The sequence below is a fragment of the Microbulbifer maximicatervae (SeqCode) genome (genome assembly GCF_052468155.1).
The window spans coordinates 1,965,750-1,985,029 of record NZ_CP174335.1 but is presented as its reverse complement, the minus strand read 5'-3'; the positions used below and the strand labels follow the sequence as shown (position 1 = coordinate 1,985,029).

The 19,280-nt window shown below is 47.2% G+C and carries 16 protein-coding genes; 11 read left to right on the top strand and 5 right to left on the bottom strand.

Annotation, left to right across the window (positions count from 1 at the left end; all coding sequences use genetic code 11):
* Window positions 1–7: 7 nt before the first annotated feature.
* Together ACJJIY_RS08510 and ACJJIY_RS08505 are read right to left on the bottom strand one after the other, a co-directional pair.
* Window positions 8–1,168: an SO2930 family diheme c-type cytochrome gene (locus tag ACJJIY_RS08510; RefSeq protein WP_445359405.1), complete on the bottom strand. Its 1,161-nt coding sequence runs from the start codon at window positions 1,166–1,168 to the stop codon at window positions 8–10.
* Window positions 1,158–2,453 (bottom strand): parallel beta-helix domain-containing protein, encoded by a 1,296-nt coding sequence (locus tag ACJJIY_RS08505; protein WP_445359404.1) that lies wholly within the window; start codon window positions 2,451–2,453, stop codon window positions 1,158–1,160. The genes ACJJIY_RS08510 and ACJJIY_RS08505 overlap by 11 nt, the downstream gene beginning before the upstream one ends.
* Before the next feature lie 219 nt (window positions 2,454–2,672).
* Here ACJJIY_RS08505 and ACJJIY_RS08500 point away from each other — a divergent pair, with 219 nt between their 5' ends.
* Window positions 2,673–3,185, top strand: coding sequence for a hypothetical protein (locus ACJJIY_RS08500; RefSeq protein ID WP_445359403.1), 513 nt, complete (start codon window positions 2,673–2,675; stop codon window positions 3,183–3,185).
* Window positions 3,186–3,187: 2 nt separating this feature from the next.
* On the opposite strand, the gene ACJJIY_RS08495 is transcribed toward ACJJIY_RS08500, so the two are convergent.
* The 3 genes from ACJJIY_RS08495 to ACJJIY_RS08485 form a co-directional block, all read right to left on the bottom strand.
* Window positions 3,188–4,216 carry an alpha/beta hydrolase gene (locus ACJJIY_RS08495; protein WP_444914761.1) on the bottom strand — a complete coding sequence of 343 codons (1,029 nt, stop codon included), beginning with the start codon at window positions 4,214–4,216 and terminating at the stop codon, window positions 3,188–3,190.
* Between the two features lie 76 nt (window positions 4,217–4,292).
* Window positions 4,293–4,895: a Yip1 family protein gene (locus ACJJIY_RS08490; RefSeq protein WP_413664379.1), complete on the bottom strand. Its 603-nt coding sequence runs from the start codon at window positions 4,893–4,895 to the stop codon at window positions 4,293–4,295.
* A gap of 341 nt (window positions 4,896–5,236) precedes the next feature.
* Window positions 5,237–6,301 carry a branched-chain amino acid aminotransferase gene (locus tag ACJJIY_RS08485; RefSeq protein ID WP_444906420.1) on the bottom strand — a complete coding sequence of 355 codons (1,065 nt, stop codon included), beginning with the start codon at window positions 6,299–6,301 and terminating at the stop codon, window positions 5,237–5,239.
* Window positions 6,302–6,919: 618 nt separating this feature from the next.
* On the opposite strand from ACJJIY_RS08485, the gene ACJJIY_RS08480 reads away from it, so the two are divergent.
* The 10 genes from ACJJIY_RS08480 to ACJJIY_RS08435 all read left to right on the top strand — a co-directional run bounded on the left by ACJJIY_RS08480 (window position 6,920) and on the right by ACJJIY_RS08435 (window position 19,261).
* On the top strand, window positions 6,920–8,218 hold the full coding sequence (locus ACJJIY_RS08480; RefSeq protein WP_413664377.1) for a hypothetical protein: 1,299 nt from the start codon (window positions 6,920–6,922) through the stop codon (window positions 8,216–8,218).
* 536 nt (window positions 8,219–8,754) lie between these two features.
* The gene (locus tag ACJJIY_RS08475) at window positions 8,755–9,546 is read left to right on the top strand and encodes a hypothetical protein (RefSeq protein WP_444895207.1); all 792 of its coding nucleotides are present in this window, start codon (window positions 8,755–8,757) and stop codon (window positions 9,544–9,546) included.
* Between the two features lie 17 nt (window positions 9,547–9,563).
* A complete protein-coding gene (locus tag ACJJIY_RS08470) occupies window positions 9,564–10,784 on the top strand; it encodes a hypothetical protein (protein ID WP_413664375.1) in 1,221 nt (406 codons plus the stop codon).
* A gap of 102 nt (window positions 10,785–10,886) precedes the next feature.
* A complete protein-coding gene (locus ACJJIY_RS08465) occupies window positions 10,887–12,443 on the top strand; it encodes an ABC transporter permease (RefSeq protein WP_445359402.1) in 1,557 nt (518 codons plus the stop codon).
* Window positions 12,444–12,716: 273 nt separating this feature from the next.
* Window positions 12,717–14,807 carry a PEGA domain-containing protein gene (locus ACJJIY_RS08460; RefSeq protein WP_445359401.1) on the top strand — a complete coding sequence of 697 codons (2,091 nt, stop codon included), beginning with the start codon at window positions 12,717–12,719 and terminating at the stop codon, window positions 14,805–14,807.
* Between the two features lie 9 nt (window positions 14,808–14,816).
* Entirely contained in the window at window positions 14,817–15,026 is a 210-nt protein-coding gene (locus ACJJIY_RS08455) for a hypothetical protein (RefSeq protein WP_413664372.1), read from the top strand.
* A 24-nt stretch (window positions 15,027–15,050) separates the two neighbouring features.
* Entirely contained in the window at window positions 15,051–15,845 is a 795-nt protein-coding gene (locus ACJJIY_RS08450) for a MotA/TolQ/ExbB proton channel family protein (protein ID WP_282934287.1), read from the top strand.
* Window positions 15,846–15,883: 38 nt separating this feature from the next.
* Window positions 15,884–17,188 carry a hypothetical protein gene (locus ACJJIY_RS08445; RefSeq protein ID WP_444912110.1) on the top strand — a complete coding sequence of 435 codons (1,305 nt, stop codon included), beginning with the start codon at window positions 15,884–15,886 and terminating at the stop codon, window positions 17,186–17,188.
* Window positions 17,178–18,260, top strand: a complete 1,083-nt coding sequence (locus tag ACJJIY_RS08440; RefSeq protein ID WP_282934290.1) for a vWA domain-containing protein — start codon at window positions 17,178–17,180, stop codon at window positions 18,258–18,260. Before ACJJIY_RS08445 ends, ACJJIY_RS08440 begins: the two co-directional genes overlap by 11 nt.
* Complete coding sequence (locus tag ACJJIY_RS08435; protein ID WP_413664370.1) at window positions 18,257–19,261, top strand: VWA domain-containing protein; 1,005 nt, start codon at window positions 18,257–18,259, stop codon at window positions 19,259–19,261. Before ACJJIY_RS08440 ends, ACJJIY_RS08435 begins: the two co-directional genes overlap by 4 nt.
* Window positions 19,262–19,280 lie beyond the last annotated feature (19 nt).

Here is a 19,280-nt window from a genome sequence, read left to right as displayed (position 1 = left end):
ATAAAGATTAAGTGCAGCTTCCCGGTAGGGAGCTTACCCACTGCTTTAGTAATTCAACGCCCTCTGTATGCACCATGCTTCTACCTAATTCAGGCATCATGGCCCCAGGTGCGGTAGACTCTACACGAAAATTCAAAATAGAATTTTCAGGCTCTCCCGGTACTATTGCGAATAAATGCCCTCCACTGCCTGTACCCGCAGCAATAGGCGGTTTACATAGCCCAAGTTTGCGCCAATCAGTTTCGCCATAATGCAACATAAGCCCCGAGGTATCTGCCGGCCCAGTAGGATTGTGACAGTGGCCACAATTGATATCCAAATAAGCCCTGGCACGATCCTCCAGCGACACAGTCGCATCGTAAATATTGGCATTTCTCGGTAAACTTTTCAGATCAGGCAGCCCACGTAAATAGCCGGCCTTCTGCCAAAACAGCAATTGATTCTCTACTCCGCTACCGTAGGGATAGTCTTTATTCAGATGTCGAGCTTTTGGGCCGAGAGGAGAAATGGCTTTGTCAGTAAACTTTTCTGCATGGCAACCAGCACATTGATTGGCGTCAGGTACTACATAACTAAGGTTTTCCTGTTGTCCGTTCAGGCCAACCAACTGAAAATTTTTCACATCTCCAGCAATCTCAAGAGTTGCCTCAGTCTGCTCTTTATTCCAGACATAGGGCAGCGCCTGCCAATTTTCCTGCCTGCGGATTAAAAGCCGCGTCTCAACGAGACGGACTCGATTTAAATCAAGTGCCTGCCCAAAGCGCCCTTCAACATAATCCGCAGAGAAGTCATCGGTACGGCGAACTACACCACTACTCTCCTGTGGATAGTAAAATGTCTTGCTTAAGATAGTTCCGACAGGGTAATTAAACTGTTCTTCTCCGTAGGTTACAAACGCCCCCTTAGGCAGCCAGACGGTTCTGAACTTATGAGCATAATCGGTAAATAAACCCGTATTTAAATCGTAGGGTAATGCTCTTTCCGCAGGGAAGAGCACACCTTTCTCCAGTCTCAATAAATTCCATGCACTGAGATTTTCGGGCACCTCTTCTGCCGGGAATAAATGAACATCCTTTTTGTATGAATCACATCCCACAAGGCCAATCAGTAATACAAGGCTCCAAATAGAATAGATAAGCTTCCTACTTATTTGATTGTTATTCTTCATTAGCTACCTCTATCACTGCCAAATGGTCTTCATTTTCCAGCTTTGGATCAAAGTCTAAAACTACTTTGGCAAGCTTTTCCAAATGACACTGATGAGGTGCTATATCCGAGGATATATTCTTATACTCATTTCCAAAATCTATGTTGAGAATTCCTGCAGGTTCGTTATCAATACATAACTTTAATGCCTCAGGTATTTGACCATCCACCAGTTTACTTTGATCAACAACCCCATCCCAAAGAATATCCGGCAATGTACCTGATATTCCAAACATAGCTAACTTCAGAGCTTTTAACTTAAGATGATCTGGCGATGTACCACCGCCAGAAAAGTTATTGGCATAGATATAGATCCCCTCTGGGTATGGGTCAAAATCAGCTTGCGTAGACTTATCACTATAGTATCCAGCCGTAAAATAGCTGCTGATCAATATGTTAGCAGTATCATTATCAGAAATATCATTTTCAAAAATCTCCACCCGATCATTCGAGTTAATAACCACCCCAGATCCTGCTGGCACGGCAGCAACCGGCGTGCCCTCATGACCAAAATTTCCAGTATTATTATTCTTTATCTGGTTATTGTAGATACGTGTACTGTGCCCTGGCTGCGGAAGATTAGGCATATTAAAAACAAGAATTCCCCCAGTATTATTCACAGCAATATTGTTGTAAACATCTGCACCGATCGTATTCTCTACCTCAATACCCGCCACATTAAATTCTGCACGGCTATTGCGAACAATAACATTCCGCGACTGACCGACATAAATTCCTGCATCTGAAGCACCAATAGCTACCACACCATCGATTAAAGTATTTTCAGTCTGTACAGGATAAATACCATAGGCACCATTTTGGGTAGACGGGCCATTGGTCCATTCAACACGAACATCCCTGATGATAATGTTTTTGCCCTCATTAATTTTCAGGGCATCGCCTATGGTATCCTCAATAGCCAACCCCTCAATAGTAAAGTTACTGGCATTAACTAATATCCCCTCAGCACCCTGAATTTGCCCCTCAAAGGAGAGGACAGATTTATCCATGCCAGCTCCACGTAGCGTTACCCCATCAATATTCAGGGATAAACTACGATTAATATGGAATTTACCCTCAGGAATAGTAATAACATCCCCGGTCTTTGCAGATATCAGTTTTTTTAATAGTTGCTTTTGAAAATCAACCTTACTGGAACTGTCCTCAACTCTGGATTCAGGCCGTTCAGAACATCCAACGGATACTATTAAAGCCAGAATTACTCCCATATACGCTAAAGTCTTCATAGCCACACCTTTTATATAAATTATTGTCAATTGAGCTACTCAAACCTCAAATTGGTACTCATGTACCAATTTAAAGATGAAAACAGGACTAAATACACACTTTGATACTATCCAACCAACACCTCGTTATCAAGGCGCTATTATTAATACAGAAGACAACCCTAGAAATTCATTTAAGCGCCATACTCCCAAAAACAAAAACCACTTATTGAAATCAAGATGGCCAGTACTTCAATCAAAAAATATCAGTTTTTGTGTTTTCTTATTTACATATTCTGCTCACTTGACGCTGCTGCCGAAATGATAGCGATACAGATCTCTGCTCCTAATGGATCAAACCTCTACACAGAACAACCTATCGATAAAAGTACAGATATCAAAGGAAGCGAGCCTATCTATATCAAAATATCATCAACTCAATATCAAGCAATAAAGTGCAAAGGCCCGTGGGGCGCTACAAAGTACAAAAAATGGATGACGGAGGGGCCTGGTTTCAAGCTCTACCAAAGTGATAAGCAGCTGCTCATTCAGGTTGTTGAACACCGGGTAATTAGCGCTGACATGGCCATTAACTCCATGAGCATACATTGCATGGACGCAGAACCTAAACAAGTTATTAAATCAATAGCGGAGATAGTGATCGAAAGATCAATAAATTCAGAAGAAATACTAGAGTTTGATAACGAGTATAAATTATCTTACCAGTACTCAATTACAAAAGGAAAACCGTAAGTTTAGTCATTCAGGAAACTATTCATGCCGGCATAAACTTTTGCGCACTCCCCTTTCACTAAGTCTTCAAGAATCAAAAATGGATGAATCATATCGGAAAAATGAACATTTTCAGACCTAACACCCACCTCTTCCACTTTCCGGTAGTAAATATCCCCAGTATCCCGGTGCGGGCAAAACTCCACGGTAAAAACTAAGGTTTCAGGAAGAGCTGCCGTAAAATCCATAAAAAGAGGGGATGCTTTTTTTCTACACTGCCCCTCAGCAAAATATTGCCCCAAGTACCAAATTGATTTTCGTGCCTCTAAAAAATAGCCTACCGCATTCTCTTCATGGGACCGTAAATGCATGGTGTAATCGAGAACCGGATAAATTAAAACCTGCTTTTTAATCTTAACGCTGTAGTCAAATTGAGCCAGGTGAGACATTGTGGCGGCCAGAGCGCCACCTGCAGAGTCCCCAGCAACCGACAAACTCGGTTGATAATATAAGCCCAATCTATCCAGTGCCGCCCAAACCCCAACAACTGCGGCATAGCAATCTGTTACTGCGCTCGGATAGCGATTCTCAGGGGCCAACCGGTACTCAGGCGCAACAACAATATGTCGAGTCTCCCGGGCAATCTTTCTGCAAATCGGGTCAAATGAATAAACGTTTCCAGCTACATGACCACCGCCATGAAAATAGACAAGAACAGGTAGAACTTCATCGGGATAGGGGACAAAGACTCTTACAGGTACGTCATATCCAGAGGCATAGATAATGCCATCTCGTACCGAGGCAACATCTGGAATATCAGTGACATACTTATCTATAAACTTTGTGGTCGATTCCCGAACATTGATGGGGTTGAACTCAAAGCCCTTTGAGTAGAGCTCTTTCATAGAGCTGTTGAATTCTTCAAGAAACCCCGAAAGGCGGTCATTTACTTTACGCATTGTCGTTACAGCCAGGATAGAAGAGACTTCGCCGTACCCGTGAATATGAGCCCCTTCACCGGGTACGACGTCGATAGCTTGTATCCCCACCACAACAACAGCCCTAAATCGCCTGGCGAAAATGCCTGAAACGACATTTCATCTAGTGATAGCTAGGAGCCCAAACTACTCAAGAGGAGTAAAAGACCGGTGCGGATACATAGCTCCAGAATAGAACTGTAGCAACCATAACAATGACTGCCATGACGAGTGACACCGTAATAATTGCACTGGCAAAAAGGAAGCCACGCTCTTCAGAAACACCCATCACAATAGGAATTCCCAAATAAAGCAGATAGACGGCGTAAGCAACCGCCAGAGTTGCGAGCAGTATGTCCAGCCACAACACAGGGTAAATCCCCGCAATACCCACAATAAAAATAGGCGTGGCAGTGAAACCCGCTACAACAACGCCTTTAAGGGGGTGAGTTTCAGCTCCGTAAGTCTTGGCCATCCAATGGATAAAATAACCAATAGCAGTAACAGCCAAAACCATTGTGCAATAAAATACGGCGACCAATTCCAAAGCACTTTGTCCCGTAATTCTCACCGGGGCACCAGTGCCAATCGTCCAGCCAACTTGTGTCGTGCCAAAATACCAAGCAGCTGCAGGAAGTAATGCCAGAACGATGACATAAGGAACCTGTCTACGCAGATTACGTTCAGAGAGACTGCCAATAAGCTGCCACTGTCTACGTGGTTGCAGCATAAGGCCAAGCATATGGGTCAACATCTCGTTATCCTCGACTGTGCAAGGAACTATAAGCGAGACCTATTAGCTCAAATTGATCTTGGAACTGCTGGTCAAAATGAGGTGTACCGCAATCAGGCCACTCTCAAGCTCCAATTTATTTCTTATTTAACCCCTTCACTTTTAGGTGTTAAGGTCGCACAAGTCAACAAACTCAATTAAATTGGCGGGAATGTTTACGCGAGCGTTTCGCTTGGAAACAAGTAAATAGAAAACACTGCTACAAAAAAACCCGCGAAGGATAAAGCAGGGTTTATGGTGGGGAAAGCTGATTACTAGACCCAGGCAGCCTTGGAAACTGCCCGGGTACGAAGATTCAGTACTTAAACTACAGGCTCAACAGAATGCATCCACCCGTAAGCATCCTCAGAACGCCCCTCCTGAATATCCAGCAGTGCTTGTCGCAAACGCTCTGCAACAGGACCTGGGGCATCGGCTAGTTCGTACTCTCTATCACCATCGCCAATTACGCTGATAGGACTGATTATTGCAGCAGTACCGCAAGCAAAAGCTTCGCTACAGTCTCCAGAAGCTATCTGCTCTAACAGCTCATCAATGGGGATCGCCCGCTCAACAACCTTGTACCCCAATCCCTCCGCAAGCTGGATCAGAGAATATCGTGTGATGCCCTCGAGAATTGAGCCGTTCAACGCTGGGGTATATATAGTGCCATCAATGACCGCAAAAAAATTCATCCCTGACAGCTCATCGATACTCTGCCGATTAGAGGGGCTCAACCAAAGCGACTGATCATAACCTCGCTCTTTAAGGCGGCCGATACTAAGTAGAGAACTGGCATAATTTCCGCCAACTTTGGCATCCCCAGTTCCCCCTACTGCAGCTCGAGCATCTTCTCTCTCAACCCACAAACGCATATTGCCGGAATGGTAGGCTTCCGAGGGACTAGCTATTACATAAAATTCATAGGCATTACTGGCTGAAACCGTTAGGTCCGGCTGGGTTCCCATTAGGAAAGGACGCAGGTACAGGGACTCACCGCTGTTGCTCGGGAGCAGGCCAGCGCAGTAAGCAGTCACAACACGAACGCCATCCAGGAACAGGGACTCAGGAACCGGAGGCATACATAAGCGCTTCGCTGAATATGCCATTCGTGCAGCATTCATTTCGGGCCGGAACAGTGCAGCTCCCCCCTCGGAAGTTCGATAGGCCTTCATTCCTTCAAAGCATGACTGCGCGTAGTGAAGTACCTTAGCAGCAGGGTCGACGGTCAGAGGCGCATAGGGGATCAACTCTCCACTACTCCAGCAACCATCCTGCCAAATGGCGCGAAACATTACTGGGGCCATGGCGGTTCCAAAGCCCAGCTTCTCGGGTGCTTCATAGCCCCGAAGGCTTACCGCGATCTCTGGATCGATATAGATACTCACTGAGCTCTCCTCTGAATTCGAATCAGCTGATTATGGCGCTTGTTACGCTGCAATCCAAATAGATCAACCTCTGATACAGCAACAGCAGTAATCTAACCCCAAATTCAGCATACTTGTTAGGACGATGATCCACCTATTTAGCTTCCGCCATCCTGATGTGGCACCAGCGCCAACCAAGCCACTCGCTACACTTCGCTGCCAAGTCGCGATATCGGACGTAATCAACAAATTTTTGGCATCTACTTACAGTCCCTCACCCCTAATTTGCACTCCCAACTGCTAAACCAAAAGGGTGGTCACAGGCATGCTGGCGCAATGGGCATTAAGTGGCTGAAGTACCCGCCGCAGCTTCCTTCTTGGCACATAGTGCTAGCTATACTGACTAATACGCGGCCAGGCAGGCATTTATAAGCATCCAGTCGCGCCGTCACTGTGAGCTTGAGGATACCCCCTCAATGCGCTCAGGGTCGAGAGAACCACATTCAGGAGAGAACTTCCGCCGTATTCGCTGTTGCAGTGGGCGAGCGGAAATAAGACCCGAAAACTGACAGGTGCAGGTTCCAACCTCAGCTGTTTGGTATTCGGTGAAGCCAAATATGAAACGGAAGTGGTTCAATCGTGACACAGATAGATACCAGCAATTCCTTTGCTATCGGCTTGATGTTTACAGCCACAGCACTGCTGTGTAATGGCGCCCTGGCCGACGATGGCGCACCTGTGGCAGTCCAAACTAATGCACCTCCAAAAGCCTTTATTGAAGCCGCCTCGAAACCACTCAAGAAAACACCTCGACAGCTAAGGCCCTCCGAGGCTGTAGAAAATTACCGTGAACGTATAGAGGAGCTCGAAGCCCAATATGGTGCTTATGGCGCCGGTATTGATGAACAGCTTTTGGGGCTGGCTACCGCATTACAGAAAGCTGGCGATCATGAGCAGGCTGTCACTGAATTTCGTCGTGCAATGCTGATTAGCAGAGTCAATGAGGGGCTCTATTCACTAAGCCAAATCCCTATGATCAAGCGCTTGATCGAGAGTCAAATAGCGCTCAATCAGTGGGAAGAAGCTAACGACAACCAGCAGTACCTCTACTGGCTCTACCAGAAAAATTACGGCGAAAAAGACCCCCGTATGCTGCCAGTAATCAACAACTTGAGTCGTTGGCATTTACAGGCTTATGTGGAGGAAAAAGGGGACACGCTATTTGAGCATCTAATTAGTGCAACCAATCTTTACAGTTTGGCGGTAGATATTATTACAAAAAACTTTGGCTCCACCGACCTTCGCCTTGTTGATGCCCTGCGCGGATTAAAAGCAACTAACTATTATCTGGCCACCTATAAGGGTGAACCCAACTCTCCAGTTTTTGTTAACGCCAGCTTTGGTGGTAGTGGCCCCGACTCACATCAGCGAACCAAATTAGATCACTACCGGATGAAGAGTTTTAACACCGGGAAAAAAGCCATTACCCGTATCGTTGATGTCTACCAAAGAAACCCCAAGTCCCCCCCGGCAGCATCAGCCAAAGCCAAAGTTGAACTCGGCGACTGGTACATGATGTTTAACAAGTGGCACTCCGCACGCCAAACCTACGGCGAGGCCTACAAGGCACTTTGGGATAACGGTGCCTCTAACGATGAAATTGAGGACATATTTGGACGGCCTGTGGCTTTACCCGCGCTCCCCGTTTTGGAGTCGGACAGCAAAGCCCTAGCCAATTCCCGGATTACGGTCTCCTATGATGTCACGGCTTTTGGCAAGGCGAGGAATATAAAAATACTCAGGGCTTACCCTTCAGATAAAGTAAAGATCCGCTCAAAAGTTAGAAACATTCTAAAACGCGCTAAATTCAGACCAAGGTTTGAAGATGGAGAGGCGGTGGAAACCCGCGGAATTGTGCAACGCTTTATATTCGACTGAGAAACCTATCACCACTGACACCAGCTCGATGTGGAATCTACGCAAATAATCAAATAACAACTATTTTTAAAGTTCCACATTGAGCATTTGCTAGTACCGGAAAAACACTTCATGTGTCTCACGCGGTCACACCGGCAAACAGTCTAGGAGAGAAAGAGATGACACCTCGAGCAGCGGTAGAAAAAATTCACCGCCACAGCTGTTTGTCAAATGTACTGGTACCAATTGCTTTGGCGGCGATCTTAACCGGTGGGTGCAAGAGCCAACAAACTCAGTCACAGCCACCAGCAATGCCATCTCTACCATCCTCCAGTTCATCTTCCAGTTCTGCATCGCAATCACAATCGCAATCTAGTAGCAGCAGTAGTTCGCAAAGACCTGGCCAATCAACGGCTTCGAGCAGTGGGCAGCCTAGTAGCAGCTCTTCCAGCCAGCCCAGTGCGAATATGCCTACAGCGAGATCAGAACAGAGCCAGCCCTCCAGTAGTGGAAGTAGCGGATCAGAGTCGAGGGATCAAAGTTCACCTGGGGATCAAATGCCGGACCCAAACGGTTCAAATGATCCATCGACACCAATTTATACGGATCCCGAACAAACCAGCCAAAATGGAGAGAAACCTACTGATCCTTCGTCTGGTGAAGATGGAACGCCTCCCGAAGAAATTGATTTTTCTGAGGAGGAGCAATCATCTTCGTCTTCCAGCGCATCATCTAGTAGCTCAGCTTCTAGCAGCAGCTCATCCAGTAGTAACTCAGAGGCCAGCGGCGCGCCTGCCAGCAGTTCAGCTTCTGGGCAACCCGGCGGTGGTTCGCCACGTTCCGGTAGTGCCCCCAATGAAGCTCCCACTTCATCGGCAGATCGCGTTGCAGAACTTGAGGGCCAGTTTGAATCCACTATGGTCAGCTATGACGGCATGATTTTGCGGGAGCGTGACTTTGTAAGAAACAGACCGGGGTCAGCCTCCGAAGAAAATAAAGAAGAGGCGATGGATGAGGCACCACCAGCAGGGGAATCCCTAGAAGACTTAATTCAATCTGCAGAAGCCGAAATTCCACCTCCCCCCAATGCAGGCCCAACATCAGGTAACGGCCCCAAAAATAATAACTCCAGTGGACAAATAACCGGTCCCGGACTGCCCGCCTCTGGACGTAAAGGTGATTTTAATCACGGTGGTTCACAGGCAGTTGTGCCCGCCGATATACCCAGTGGTACAGATGATGACGTCGTAGCTCGACAGATTCGTGAAGCTGCCACACGCGAGACTGACCCCGAATTGCGCGAAAAGCTTTGGGAAGAGTATCGCAAGTATAAAAGTGCAACGCAGTAGTCTTGGAGAACGCCGATATGTCGACCAACCAAAAAACCCGACCGGTTAAGTATCAGTTCATAACAAGAGTCGCAGCATTTTTACTAACTCTTGTTGTTATCAATGGTTGTACCACTACCGAAGTCAGAACTACCGCATTTACTCCGCTAACAATCGAAGATAACAATGTTCCCGAAGAGAGACTGCTGGATGTCGGCGTTATTCAATTCAATCCAGGTCTCGATACAGCACAAGCAGATGAAGATGAGCTTGTTTTTCCCGAGCTTCGTCAAGCTGAATCCCGCTATATGGCTGTCACACTTGCCGATTCATTGCAGTCCAGCCTGGGGTGGGGAGCTGTAAGGGTTATTCCATCGAGCCGCACCAATATTGATGTGACCGTATCCGGGCGTATTTTGCAATCTGATGGAGAAAAGCTGACGGTGGAAATCACCGTATCCGATTCCCGGGGGCAGTTGTGGTTTACCAAGCAGTATTCAGAGAACGCATCCCACTATGCCTACGACCGAAAGCACCCTACTGAAGGAGATGCTTTTCAGGGAATCTATAACCGTATTGCTAACGATATGCTGAATTACCGACAAAAGCTTTCAAATCAGCAAATCGTAGAGCTGCGCACAATTTCTGAGATGCGGTTTGCACGGGATTTTTCTCCCCAGGCATTCAATCGCTATTTAACTCAAAGTGCTGAGGGTGTCTATTTTTTAAGTGCTTTACCCGCAGAGAATGACCCCATGTTGCAGAGGGTAAGAAAAATACGGGAAAGGGATTATCTGTTTGTCGACACTCTGCAGGAGTACTACGGCACCTTCGCCAAAAGTATGGAAGTTCCCTATCAGGAATGGCGAGCCCGCAGCTATGAAGAAGTAAGGGAGATGCGAGAGTTAAAGCGCAAAGCCCGCAATCACACAATTATGGGAGCAGCAGCCATTATTGGAGGTATCGCAGCTGCTGGCGCTGGCACTGGAAGCGCTCAGGCAGCTGGGCAGGTTGGAATCGGTGCCGGGGGCTATCTTGTTAAAAGTGCATTTGACCGAAAATCCGATGCCAAGATGCATTTGGAAGCTCTGCAAGAATTAGGAGACTCCATTGAGGCAGAGGTAGAACCGCAAATTGTTGAGCTGGAAGATCGCACTATTACCCTCACAGGTACTGTTGAAAATCAGTATCGGCAATGGCGGGAAATTCTAAAGGAAATCTATGAAGCCGAAACTGGCGCAGTCAGTAACAGCATTTAAATTACGTTAGAGGTACCCAAAAAGCACGCTAATCAATGTGATTAGTTATTACTGAATACCCAACATCTTCACTGGGTCATTGAATAACACGGCGGAATCACTATGCAGCACCGCGATAACTCCAAGGAAGATACAGTTCATATAGAGCCCGCAGAATTCACATTCGGCGGAGAGGAAAGCTCTAAATCCCCTAAGTCAACGACTGCCAATGCTATTCATCAACGGGAGCAAAGGTCCTACTGGCCCGCCGTTCTTGGGGTGATAATGGTAAGCGCACTGGTCGGTGTATTTTGGGGGCTTCCTCAAGTTGTAAAACCACCAAAGCGTTCAGCCGATACAATTGTCTCCGTACAGCCTGGAAACAGCGCAGCTGTAGAGAGCAACCAAAAATCTCCTTATAGCGATGCAGAAATAATGCAGCAACGCAGGGAGGTTCAAAAGGTTCTCCAGGAAATTCTTGAAATCAAAGAAGAGCTCAAAGATCGAAAGGTAGAAGTGTGGGCTTTTGAAGAATTCTACTCTGCTGAAGACTTGGCTCTAAAAGCTGATGAAATTTATCGAAAACGCAATTTTATGGCAGCGCTCGAAAAATACCGGGAATCACTCCAGGCATTAGAGTACCTGAAAGATAGTATTCCCGAGCGCATTGAAACGCATATTAGTGAAGGTAATCGAGCTCTGAATCAGGGGGATAAGGATTCCGCCAGCGATGCTTTCAAGATGGTATTAACCATATCCAATAACCACCCCAGAGGCCTTAAGGGTATTGAGCGAGCCGACAAACTCCCCCTCGCTTGGTGGCACTTAACTCAAGGAACAAAGACATTTAAACAGGCCAAATTGGATTTGGCTCAGGAACAGCTCAAGAAATCTCTCGCGATCGACTCAGAAACAGCCGATGCTCAGGATCTATTGGCAAAGGTTGAGGGTGCAATTACAGAAAGGGATTATCAAAGCGCGATGTCATCTGGCTACGGTGCAATTGCCGAAGAAAAATTTGAATCGGCAAAATCCTATTTTCATCGAGCAAAGAACTTAAAGCCAACAGCAAAAGCCCCCGATATCGGCTTAGCACAAGCACAAAATGAAGCTGACAGAGTGCAGATAGAAAAACTCCTCCAACAAGCCCGCATGGAAGAAACCAAGGAAGAATGGCACAGAGCCCTAAAAAGTTATACAGACCTGGTCAAGAAGGACTCTAGCCTGGTGGACGCAATAACAGGCAAGGCTAGAGCTGCTGCCAGAGCAAAGCTGGATGACCAGTTAAAAGACTTAATTCAAGATCCATTAACCCTTGGCGAAGGTAAAAGGAACTACTTTGCCCGACAAGTACTAACAGACGCTCGCAAACTCAATACTAAAACCCCAAGGCTACAAAGACAAATTGAAGACCTTGAAAATGCCCTGACACAAGCCCTGATCCCCTTACCGGTTAAATTCAAGTCGGATCGAACCACCAGTGTCACCATTTACCATGTAGGGAAATTAGGTAATTTTGACCAAAGGGAAATCGCGCTGAAACCTGGGCGCTATATCGCCATTGGTACCAGAGAAGGTTACCGAGACGTTCGCCAAGAGTTTGTTGTAAAACCAGGTAAGCCCACAACGGAAGTTGTTATCCAATGTGCCGAAAGGATAAATGGTGCCAATAATAGTTAAATGAGAGAACCCAGACAGCAGCATAAACTCTAAAAATAAGATTTTCCGTAATGAGCTGCGATGACAACAGACACCTCGTTGAGCTGAGCGAAACGAGGTGTTCTGTGACAAACACCCTATAAATCCCCATGCAGATTACGCCAGCAAGCTAAGCTTTCTGCAGATAGAAAATTGTGTACCCACCTTTGGTCAGGCTGACTGAGCATAAAGCGATGCGTGCCAAACCAATGCCATTGCGAAAAATCTATAAGTACCAGCAATAGGGAAACATAAATGACAGTGAAGGAAGCAGTACCTGTCCAGGATGAAAAGCCGCCAGTTCAGGAACAAAGCCTGATTGAGCCAGTTGGATTCACCCCGGTACAAATAAAATCTACCCGCGCGCGACTCTTTCTTTCTAAGCGAGCATTGATTGTCGCAGGTTGCCTTTTACTCGCTATTTTTGCACTCAGCTATCTGATTATGGCGCGGTCATTAATCTTTGATACCAACCCGGTTGATGCCCGCATCAAGGTCAGTGGGTTCGCCATCCCTCTGGGCGATGGACATTTGGTTTTACCTGGTAATTATCAATTCACGATCAGTGCTGACGGCTATTTGCCCCAGAGCGGCGAAGTCGAAGTAAAACGTGACGGGCACAGTCGCCACTCCGTTTCCCTGGAAAAACTTCCAGGCCACCTACAGGTTAAAACAACGCCCCCTGTACCAGTAAAAATCCTTATTAATGGACGGGAAGTACCCAATAAAAATGGTCTTGTGGAAGCAATCAACGCAGGTCCTATGCGTGTGACTGTCCTATCAGACCGATACTTGCCGTTCACCCGTGAAATCAATGTTGAGGGGCTAGACAATACCCACACACTGGAGGCCGCACTTCGACCGGCCTGGGCCAGTATCACCGTCAGCAGCAACCCTCCCGGGGCCACGGTCACGGTTGAAGGAAAAGTTCTCGGCAGAACACCACTGACCACTGAATTAGTTCAGGGCGACAGAACCGTATCCATTTCACTGCCGGAACATAAAACTGTCGATATTCCTGTCGCTGTTACAGCCGGTGTCGATCAAACGCTAGCAACCGTCAGCCTGGGACCCGCTGATGGACTTTTACGTGTTGTTACCACCCCAGAGGGAGCGGGAGTGACGGTCAACGGAGAGTTTCGCGGTCATACCCCGCTGGAACTGGAATTGGCCTCCGGCCACAGGCATAGACTTCGCTTCTTCAAGGATGGCTACGCCTCTATTGAGCACACAGTTGACCTCGGTGCTGGAACACAGCGAGACCTGAATATAAACCTAAATGCTGTGTACGGCAGGGTTCACGTCAGTAGCGTCCCTCCAGATGCGGAAGTTTACATTGATGGTCAATACGCCGGGAACAGTGGACAAACTTTCAACCTGCCAGCCCGCAGCCATAACATTGTCGTACGTAAACAGGGCTATCAGGAATTTGACACTCGTGTCATTCCCAGCACCAAACTGGAGCAAACTGTCAGAGCGGTACTGCTTACATCCGAACAAGCGCGCTGGAGAGAAACCCCATCAACTTTGCGTCACGCAGCTGGCGGCACCATGAAACTCATGCGCCCCAACGCCGTATTTACCATGGGATCATCCCGGCGAGAACAGGGGCGGCGGGCAAACGAGGTTATGCGTCAGGTATCTCTAAATCGGCCTTTCTATATTGGGACCACTGAAGTTACTAACCGGGAATATCGGCGTTTCAAGCGCCTGCATACCTCAAGCCATATAAATGGTGTCAGTCTCGACAATGACAATCTGCCAGTTGTAAATGTCAGTTGGGTAGAGGCAGTGCTATTTTGCAATTGGCTCAGTGAAAGAGACGGTCTCACACCGGTCTATTTGACGGAAGCCGGGCGTGTTGTCGGCTTTGATGGCGCAGCCAATGGTTATCGCTTACCGACTGAAGCCGAATGGGCCTGGGTTGCACGATACGATCAAGGCACCATGAAAAAATTCCCTTGGGGAAATGAGCTACCAATAAAGAGCAATTCCGGAAACTACGCAGATACTACTGCCACAAAACTAGTTCCTGCAGTCCTTCGCACCTACAGTGATCGTTACGCAGCTACCTCACCGGTAGGTAGCTACAGTCCTAATGCTTTTGGTATTTATGACTTGGGTGGAAATGTCTCTGAATGGATTCACGATCTATACACGATAGGGACCGGGTTATCCCGACGTATCGAAGAAAACCCTGTCGGTCCAGAGGATGGGGACTTCCATGTAATACGTGGTTCCAGTTGGCGTCATTCGGGGTTGACTGAGTTACGCCTCTCCTACCGTGATTACGGAGAGTCCGCTCGTAATGATATTGGCTTCCGCCTTGCCCGCTGGGTGAATTAGGAGACTAGTGTGAAATTTTTATTACTTACTTTACTGCTTCTATTTATCAACTTCGCGTACGCAGAAGATGAAAACAAGCCGGAAGAGAACCAACAAACAGCGGCAGTAATCCCCAAGAAAGAAGCACCAATAACTAGGAATAAAAGTAATTCAGATGACTATAAAGCCTCGGAAGAAATCTCCGAAGACTTATCGGTTTCCTTTCCCGTAGATATATAGAAATAGCTTCTAGCGAGTATCGCCATGAAATTTAAATCATCAGATTTTGTCTTCCAGGTCTTTGCTCTTCTGGGGTCTATTATTTTGGTCCATGCGATTTATGTCGCCATTATTCGCCCTAATGCAGATGCGCTAATTGAGGAGCAACTGGCGAGGGAGGCCGCTGGGGAAACCTACGTTCAACAACGCTCTATCTACATTGTGATGCGCGACTATGAGCAAGAGGCCTGCTTTGTTCTGATGTTGTGGGCAATGGCCATTATGGGACTAAAGGCACAGAGAAGCATTCGCGAGCGAAAATTACTGGACAAAGCTCTACTTAATATCAGCGAGGGAACTCCTATTCTTCCCGAGGATACCCGTGATTTATCCCGCCCAATACAAGCCCTTCCTGAAGAGGAGCGACGATATTTAGTTCCCAGGGCACTACTCACCGCCCTGCAGAGATTCGGTTCTACCAAGAATGTCGCCGCCGTTTCCAACTCTGTAAAAGAGGTTTGCGAAACTGAGGGAGACAGACTCGACTCTGAGCTGGCAATGGTTCGCTATATTACCTGGGCTATTCCATCTATCGGATTTATTGGCACGGTACGAGGTATCGGCGAAGCATTATCACAGGCGCATCGAGCTGTAGAGGGGGATATAGCTGGCGTGACGGTAAGTCTGGGGGTCGCGTTTAACTCTACCTTTATCGCCCTGGTAATTAGTATCGTCATTATGTTTTTCACTCACCAGCTACAACTCATGCAGGAGCGCCTGGTGTTGGATACACAAAGTTACTGTGACAACCGCTTACTGCGCTTTCTGAAAATCAGCTAGCGGTTTTACCTGAATAAGTCGTAGCGAGGAATAAACCCATGGGACAAGGCGTCCTGGAAATAAATGACTGCGGATTACGTGTATTTTCAAATACTAACGAAGTACTGGAAAGTCCTGGAATTGCAGTTATTGAACACAATAAAATTCATATTGGCACCTCAGCTCAAATGCGTGCCAGGAGCCACCCGACTCAGGTTAACAACCAGTTTTGGAGAAGACTGAGCCTCGAGTCGCTAAAGTCAGAAAATCAACGTTGCCGCCACCATGCCGACTTGGTCTACTGCCACCTTCAGGAAATAGCGGAACACTGTGACCTTCCCGATGAAATTGTTCTCGCTGTTCCCGGCAATTTTACCCACGAACAACTGGCCTTACTTCTGGGAGTTATTAAAGTCAGCGATATCAATATCGTAGGCATTGTTGATGCAGCAACCGCGTGCCTGGGTAATTTGGCTCCTGCTGGAATCCAACTGCATATCGACCTACAACTCCACCAGACACTGGTAACAAAGATTGCTGTGGATAAGCAAGCCACGGTGAAAACAGTAGAAACTGTTGCCGACGCAGGACTACACAACTTCCAGGAATCCTGGGCTCGCGTATTTACCGATGCATTTATTATGCAGTGCCGATTTGATCCGCTACATTCAGCTGAATCAGAACAGCAACTCTATGATTTGATGCCCCAGTGGACTGATCGAGCGATGCGTCACGGAGAAGTTCTAGCTGAACTTGATGATCGAACAGCAAAGATCAGCCTGCGGCAGCTTCAAGATGCAACAACCCCTCTCCTTTCTCGTATACGGGCAATGATTGAAAACCTGGAGGAAAGTCAAAGTGTGAGTTTTATCTCCCATCGCTGGGCTGATATCCCAGGGGGAATTCAATTGGCCCAACGTGTACATCTTCTCTCAAGAGACTCCATTGCACATGCCATCAATCATCGCTGGAAAGAATTGCGCAGTGATAGCAGTACATTGAAACTGATCAACTCTGTCACTGCCCTCCCCCCCAGCGAGGTCAAGGTGCATGTAGAGAAATCCTCAGAAACCGTAGCGACACATTTACTTTTTGGCCACAAGGCACTGGCCGCCCAGGAACCTCTATTCGTTTTCTGGCATGACGAGAAATTTCAAGTCACCCCAACACCACCGGAGCACCCTGCCGCAACAGTCACAAATCATGCGGGCAGACTTGCTTTGCGGGTGGATGCTGGAATTCAGCTCACACTCAATGGAAAAGAGATTGAGTCACCCGTTAATCTCAACGCCGGCGATACAATTGGAGTTGCAGATTATCAAGATGTGATAACTGCGATTAGCGTGGAGCGATATGGGGCGTAAAAAGCGTCGTTTTTCCACATTTAGCCTGTCCTTCCTCGATATCATGTCCTGTGGTTTTGGGGCAGTAGCGTTAATTTTTCTTATTATCAAACACGGCTCCGATCACCAAGTTGAAGTAGAGACTGAAGATCTCACTGCCGAGGTGAACCTTCTGGAAGAGGAGGTGGAATTTGGACAGGAACACTTAGTTCAAGCCAGAAATACTCTGGATGTCGTTAGTGATGAACTGGTTGAGGCTCAAGGGCTTGCCAGGCGCATTTTGGAGCAAATAGAGGAAACCAAAGGCAATATCGCTGAAATCGACAGTATCGATGAAGAAGAGGATATCAAGAGGCTACAAGATAAACTCAAAAAACTGGAGCAGGCGAAAAAGAACCTTGAGGAAGAAAATAAAAAGCTGGGAAATAACGTTCGTAAATTTGTCGGTGATGGGGACCGTCAATACCTCACCGGCCTGCGCCTAGGCGGTAATCGCATCCTGATACTATTGGATTCATCTGCGTCCATGCTCGGCGACGAGCTTATTAAAATAATACGCGCCCGTAACATGTCTTCACCGGTCAAACGCAAAACTGAAAAATGGCGCAGGGCCGTCAGCACAGTCTCCTGGCTTACTGCTCAGTTTCCCAGGGATAGCCAATACCAGATCTATACTTTTAATACCTCTTTTCGTGCCGCAATAGCCGGTACAGAAGATCGCTGGCTCAATGTAGATGACCGCGACCAGTTGGACCAGGCTATCAAAGGGCTAGATGAAGTAGTGCCAGAAAATGGTACCAGTCTAGAGAGAGTATTTAACGCTATTAACGCTATGACGCCACTGCCCGACAACATTATTCTCATTACCGATGGGTTACCGACCCAAGGGATGAGTGCGCCCAGAAAACCCACTATTTCGGGTAGAGACAGGCGCAGTCTATTCAAGCGCGCGGTAAAAGTGCTCCCCAAGAATATCCCCATCAATGTCATTCTTGCCCCTATGGAGGGGGACCCATTTGCGGCTAGTGAATTTTGGAAGCTGGCGATGCAAAGCAAAGGCTCTTTCCTTGCACCTTCGAGGGACTGGCCATGATAGGAGCACAAAAAAAGCGTCGCCAGGAGGAGTTCAGCATTTCCTTCCTGGATGTTATCTGCTGCGGATTTGGCGCAATTGTTTTGCTGCTGATGATCGCCAAGACTGCAGAACCGATTGTATTAGAGGAAGCTGAAGTAGACCTTGAAGGGCAGGTATTGGAACTACAGCAACAGCTGGCAGAAATCCGTGGTGAGACCACAGTTATCAACCGGGATCTAAATTCAAAGCGAGAACAAATCGATATCGAGCGCAAGAGAATTGCCAACCTGCGCGGTGAGTTGGAAGCACTTCAAGCGGAATTTGCCAGTAAAACCGAAGGGCAAAGTGAGGATGGCAAACTCAAAGGTGAGCTGACCATTGCACTACAATCCATCACTGATGAAATGCGTCGCCTACTGGGCGAGAACTACCAGCGTAAAAACAATGTTATTGGCGGAATCCCTGTCGACAGCGAATACATTCTCTTCATTATCGACACATCCGGCAGTATGTTTAATTACGGCTGGGACCGAATGATGGCGGAGATGGTCAATACTCTAGACCTTTATCCCAATGTTAAAGGTATCCAGGTCATGAATGATATGGGGGACTATATGTTCTTCAATTATCGAAACAAGTGGATACCAGATACCCCTGGGCGCCGCCAAGCGATACTAAAGCGGTTGAAGTCCTGGAATCCTTTTAGTAACTCCAGCCCTGTTGAAGGTATCCAGAAAGCCGTCCGCAGCTTTTATGATCCCAGTAAGAAAATCAGTATTTATGTGCTTGGCGATGAATTCACCGGAAAATCAATCCGCAGGGTTATGTTAGCTGTCGAACGGGTAAATGCTAAGCACGGTGAGGGAAAACGAAATATCAGAATCCATGCAGTAGGATTCCCTGTACAGTTCTCTCGCCCTCCACACCTACAAACCACAGGACTGCGCTTTGCGGCCCTTATGCGCGAACTCACCTATCGAAACGGCGGCACTTTCGTGGGGTTGAATGACTTTCGCTAGTTAAATGATTCAAGGAGGA

Bases quoted from the DNA above. Each gene is read 5' to 3' on its own strand.
- ACJJIY_RS08510 (WP_445359405.1), bottom strand. From the start codon at position 1,168: ATGAAGAATAACAATCAAATAAGTAGGAAGCTTATCTATTCTATTTGG.
- ACJJIY_RS08505 (WP_445359404.1), bottom strand. From the start codon at position 2,453: ATGAAGACTTTAGCGTATATGGGAGTAATTCTGGCTTTAATAGTATCC.
- ACJJIY_RS08500 (WP_445359403.1), top strand. From the start codon at position 2,673: ATGGCCAGTACTTCAATCAAAAAATATCAGTTTTTGTGTTTTCTTATT.
- ACJJIY_RS08490 (WP_413664379.1), bottom strand. From the start codon at position 4,895: ATGTTGACCCATATGCTTGGCCTTATGCTGCAACCACGTAGACAGTGG.
- ACJJIY_RS08475 (WP_444895207.1), top strand. From the start codon at position 8,755: ATGCCGGACCCAAACGGTTCAAATGATCCATCGACACCAATTTATACG.
- ACJJIY_RS08470 (WP_413664375.1), top strand. From the start codon at position 9,564: ATGTCGACCAACCAAAAAACCCGACCGGTTAAGTATCAGTTCATAACA.
- ACJJIY_RS08465 (WP_445359402.1), top strand. From the start codon at position 10,887: ATGCAGCACCGCGATAACTCCAAGGAAGATACAGTTCATATAGAGCCC.
- ACJJIY_RS08460 (WP_445359401.1), top strand. From the start codon at position 12,717: ATGACAGTGAAGGAAGCAGTACCTGTCCAGGATGAAAAGCCGCCAGTT.
- ACJJIY_RS08450 (WP_282934287.1), top strand. From the start codon at position 15,051: ATGAAATTTAAATCATCAGATTTTGTCTTCCAGGTCTTTGCTCTTCTG.
- ACJJIY_RS08445 (WP_444912110.1), top strand. From the start codon at position 15,884: ATGGGACAAGGCGTCCTGGAAATAAATGACTGCGGATTACGTGTATTT.
- ACJJIY_RS08440 (WP_282934290.1), top strand. From the start codon at position 17,178: ATGGGGCGTAAAAAGCGTCGTTTTTCCACATTTAGCCTGTCCTTCCTC.
- ACJJIY_RS08435 (WP_413664370.1), top strand. From the start codon at position 18,257: ATGATAGGAGCACAAAAAAAGCGTCGCCAGGAGGAGTTCAGCATTTCC.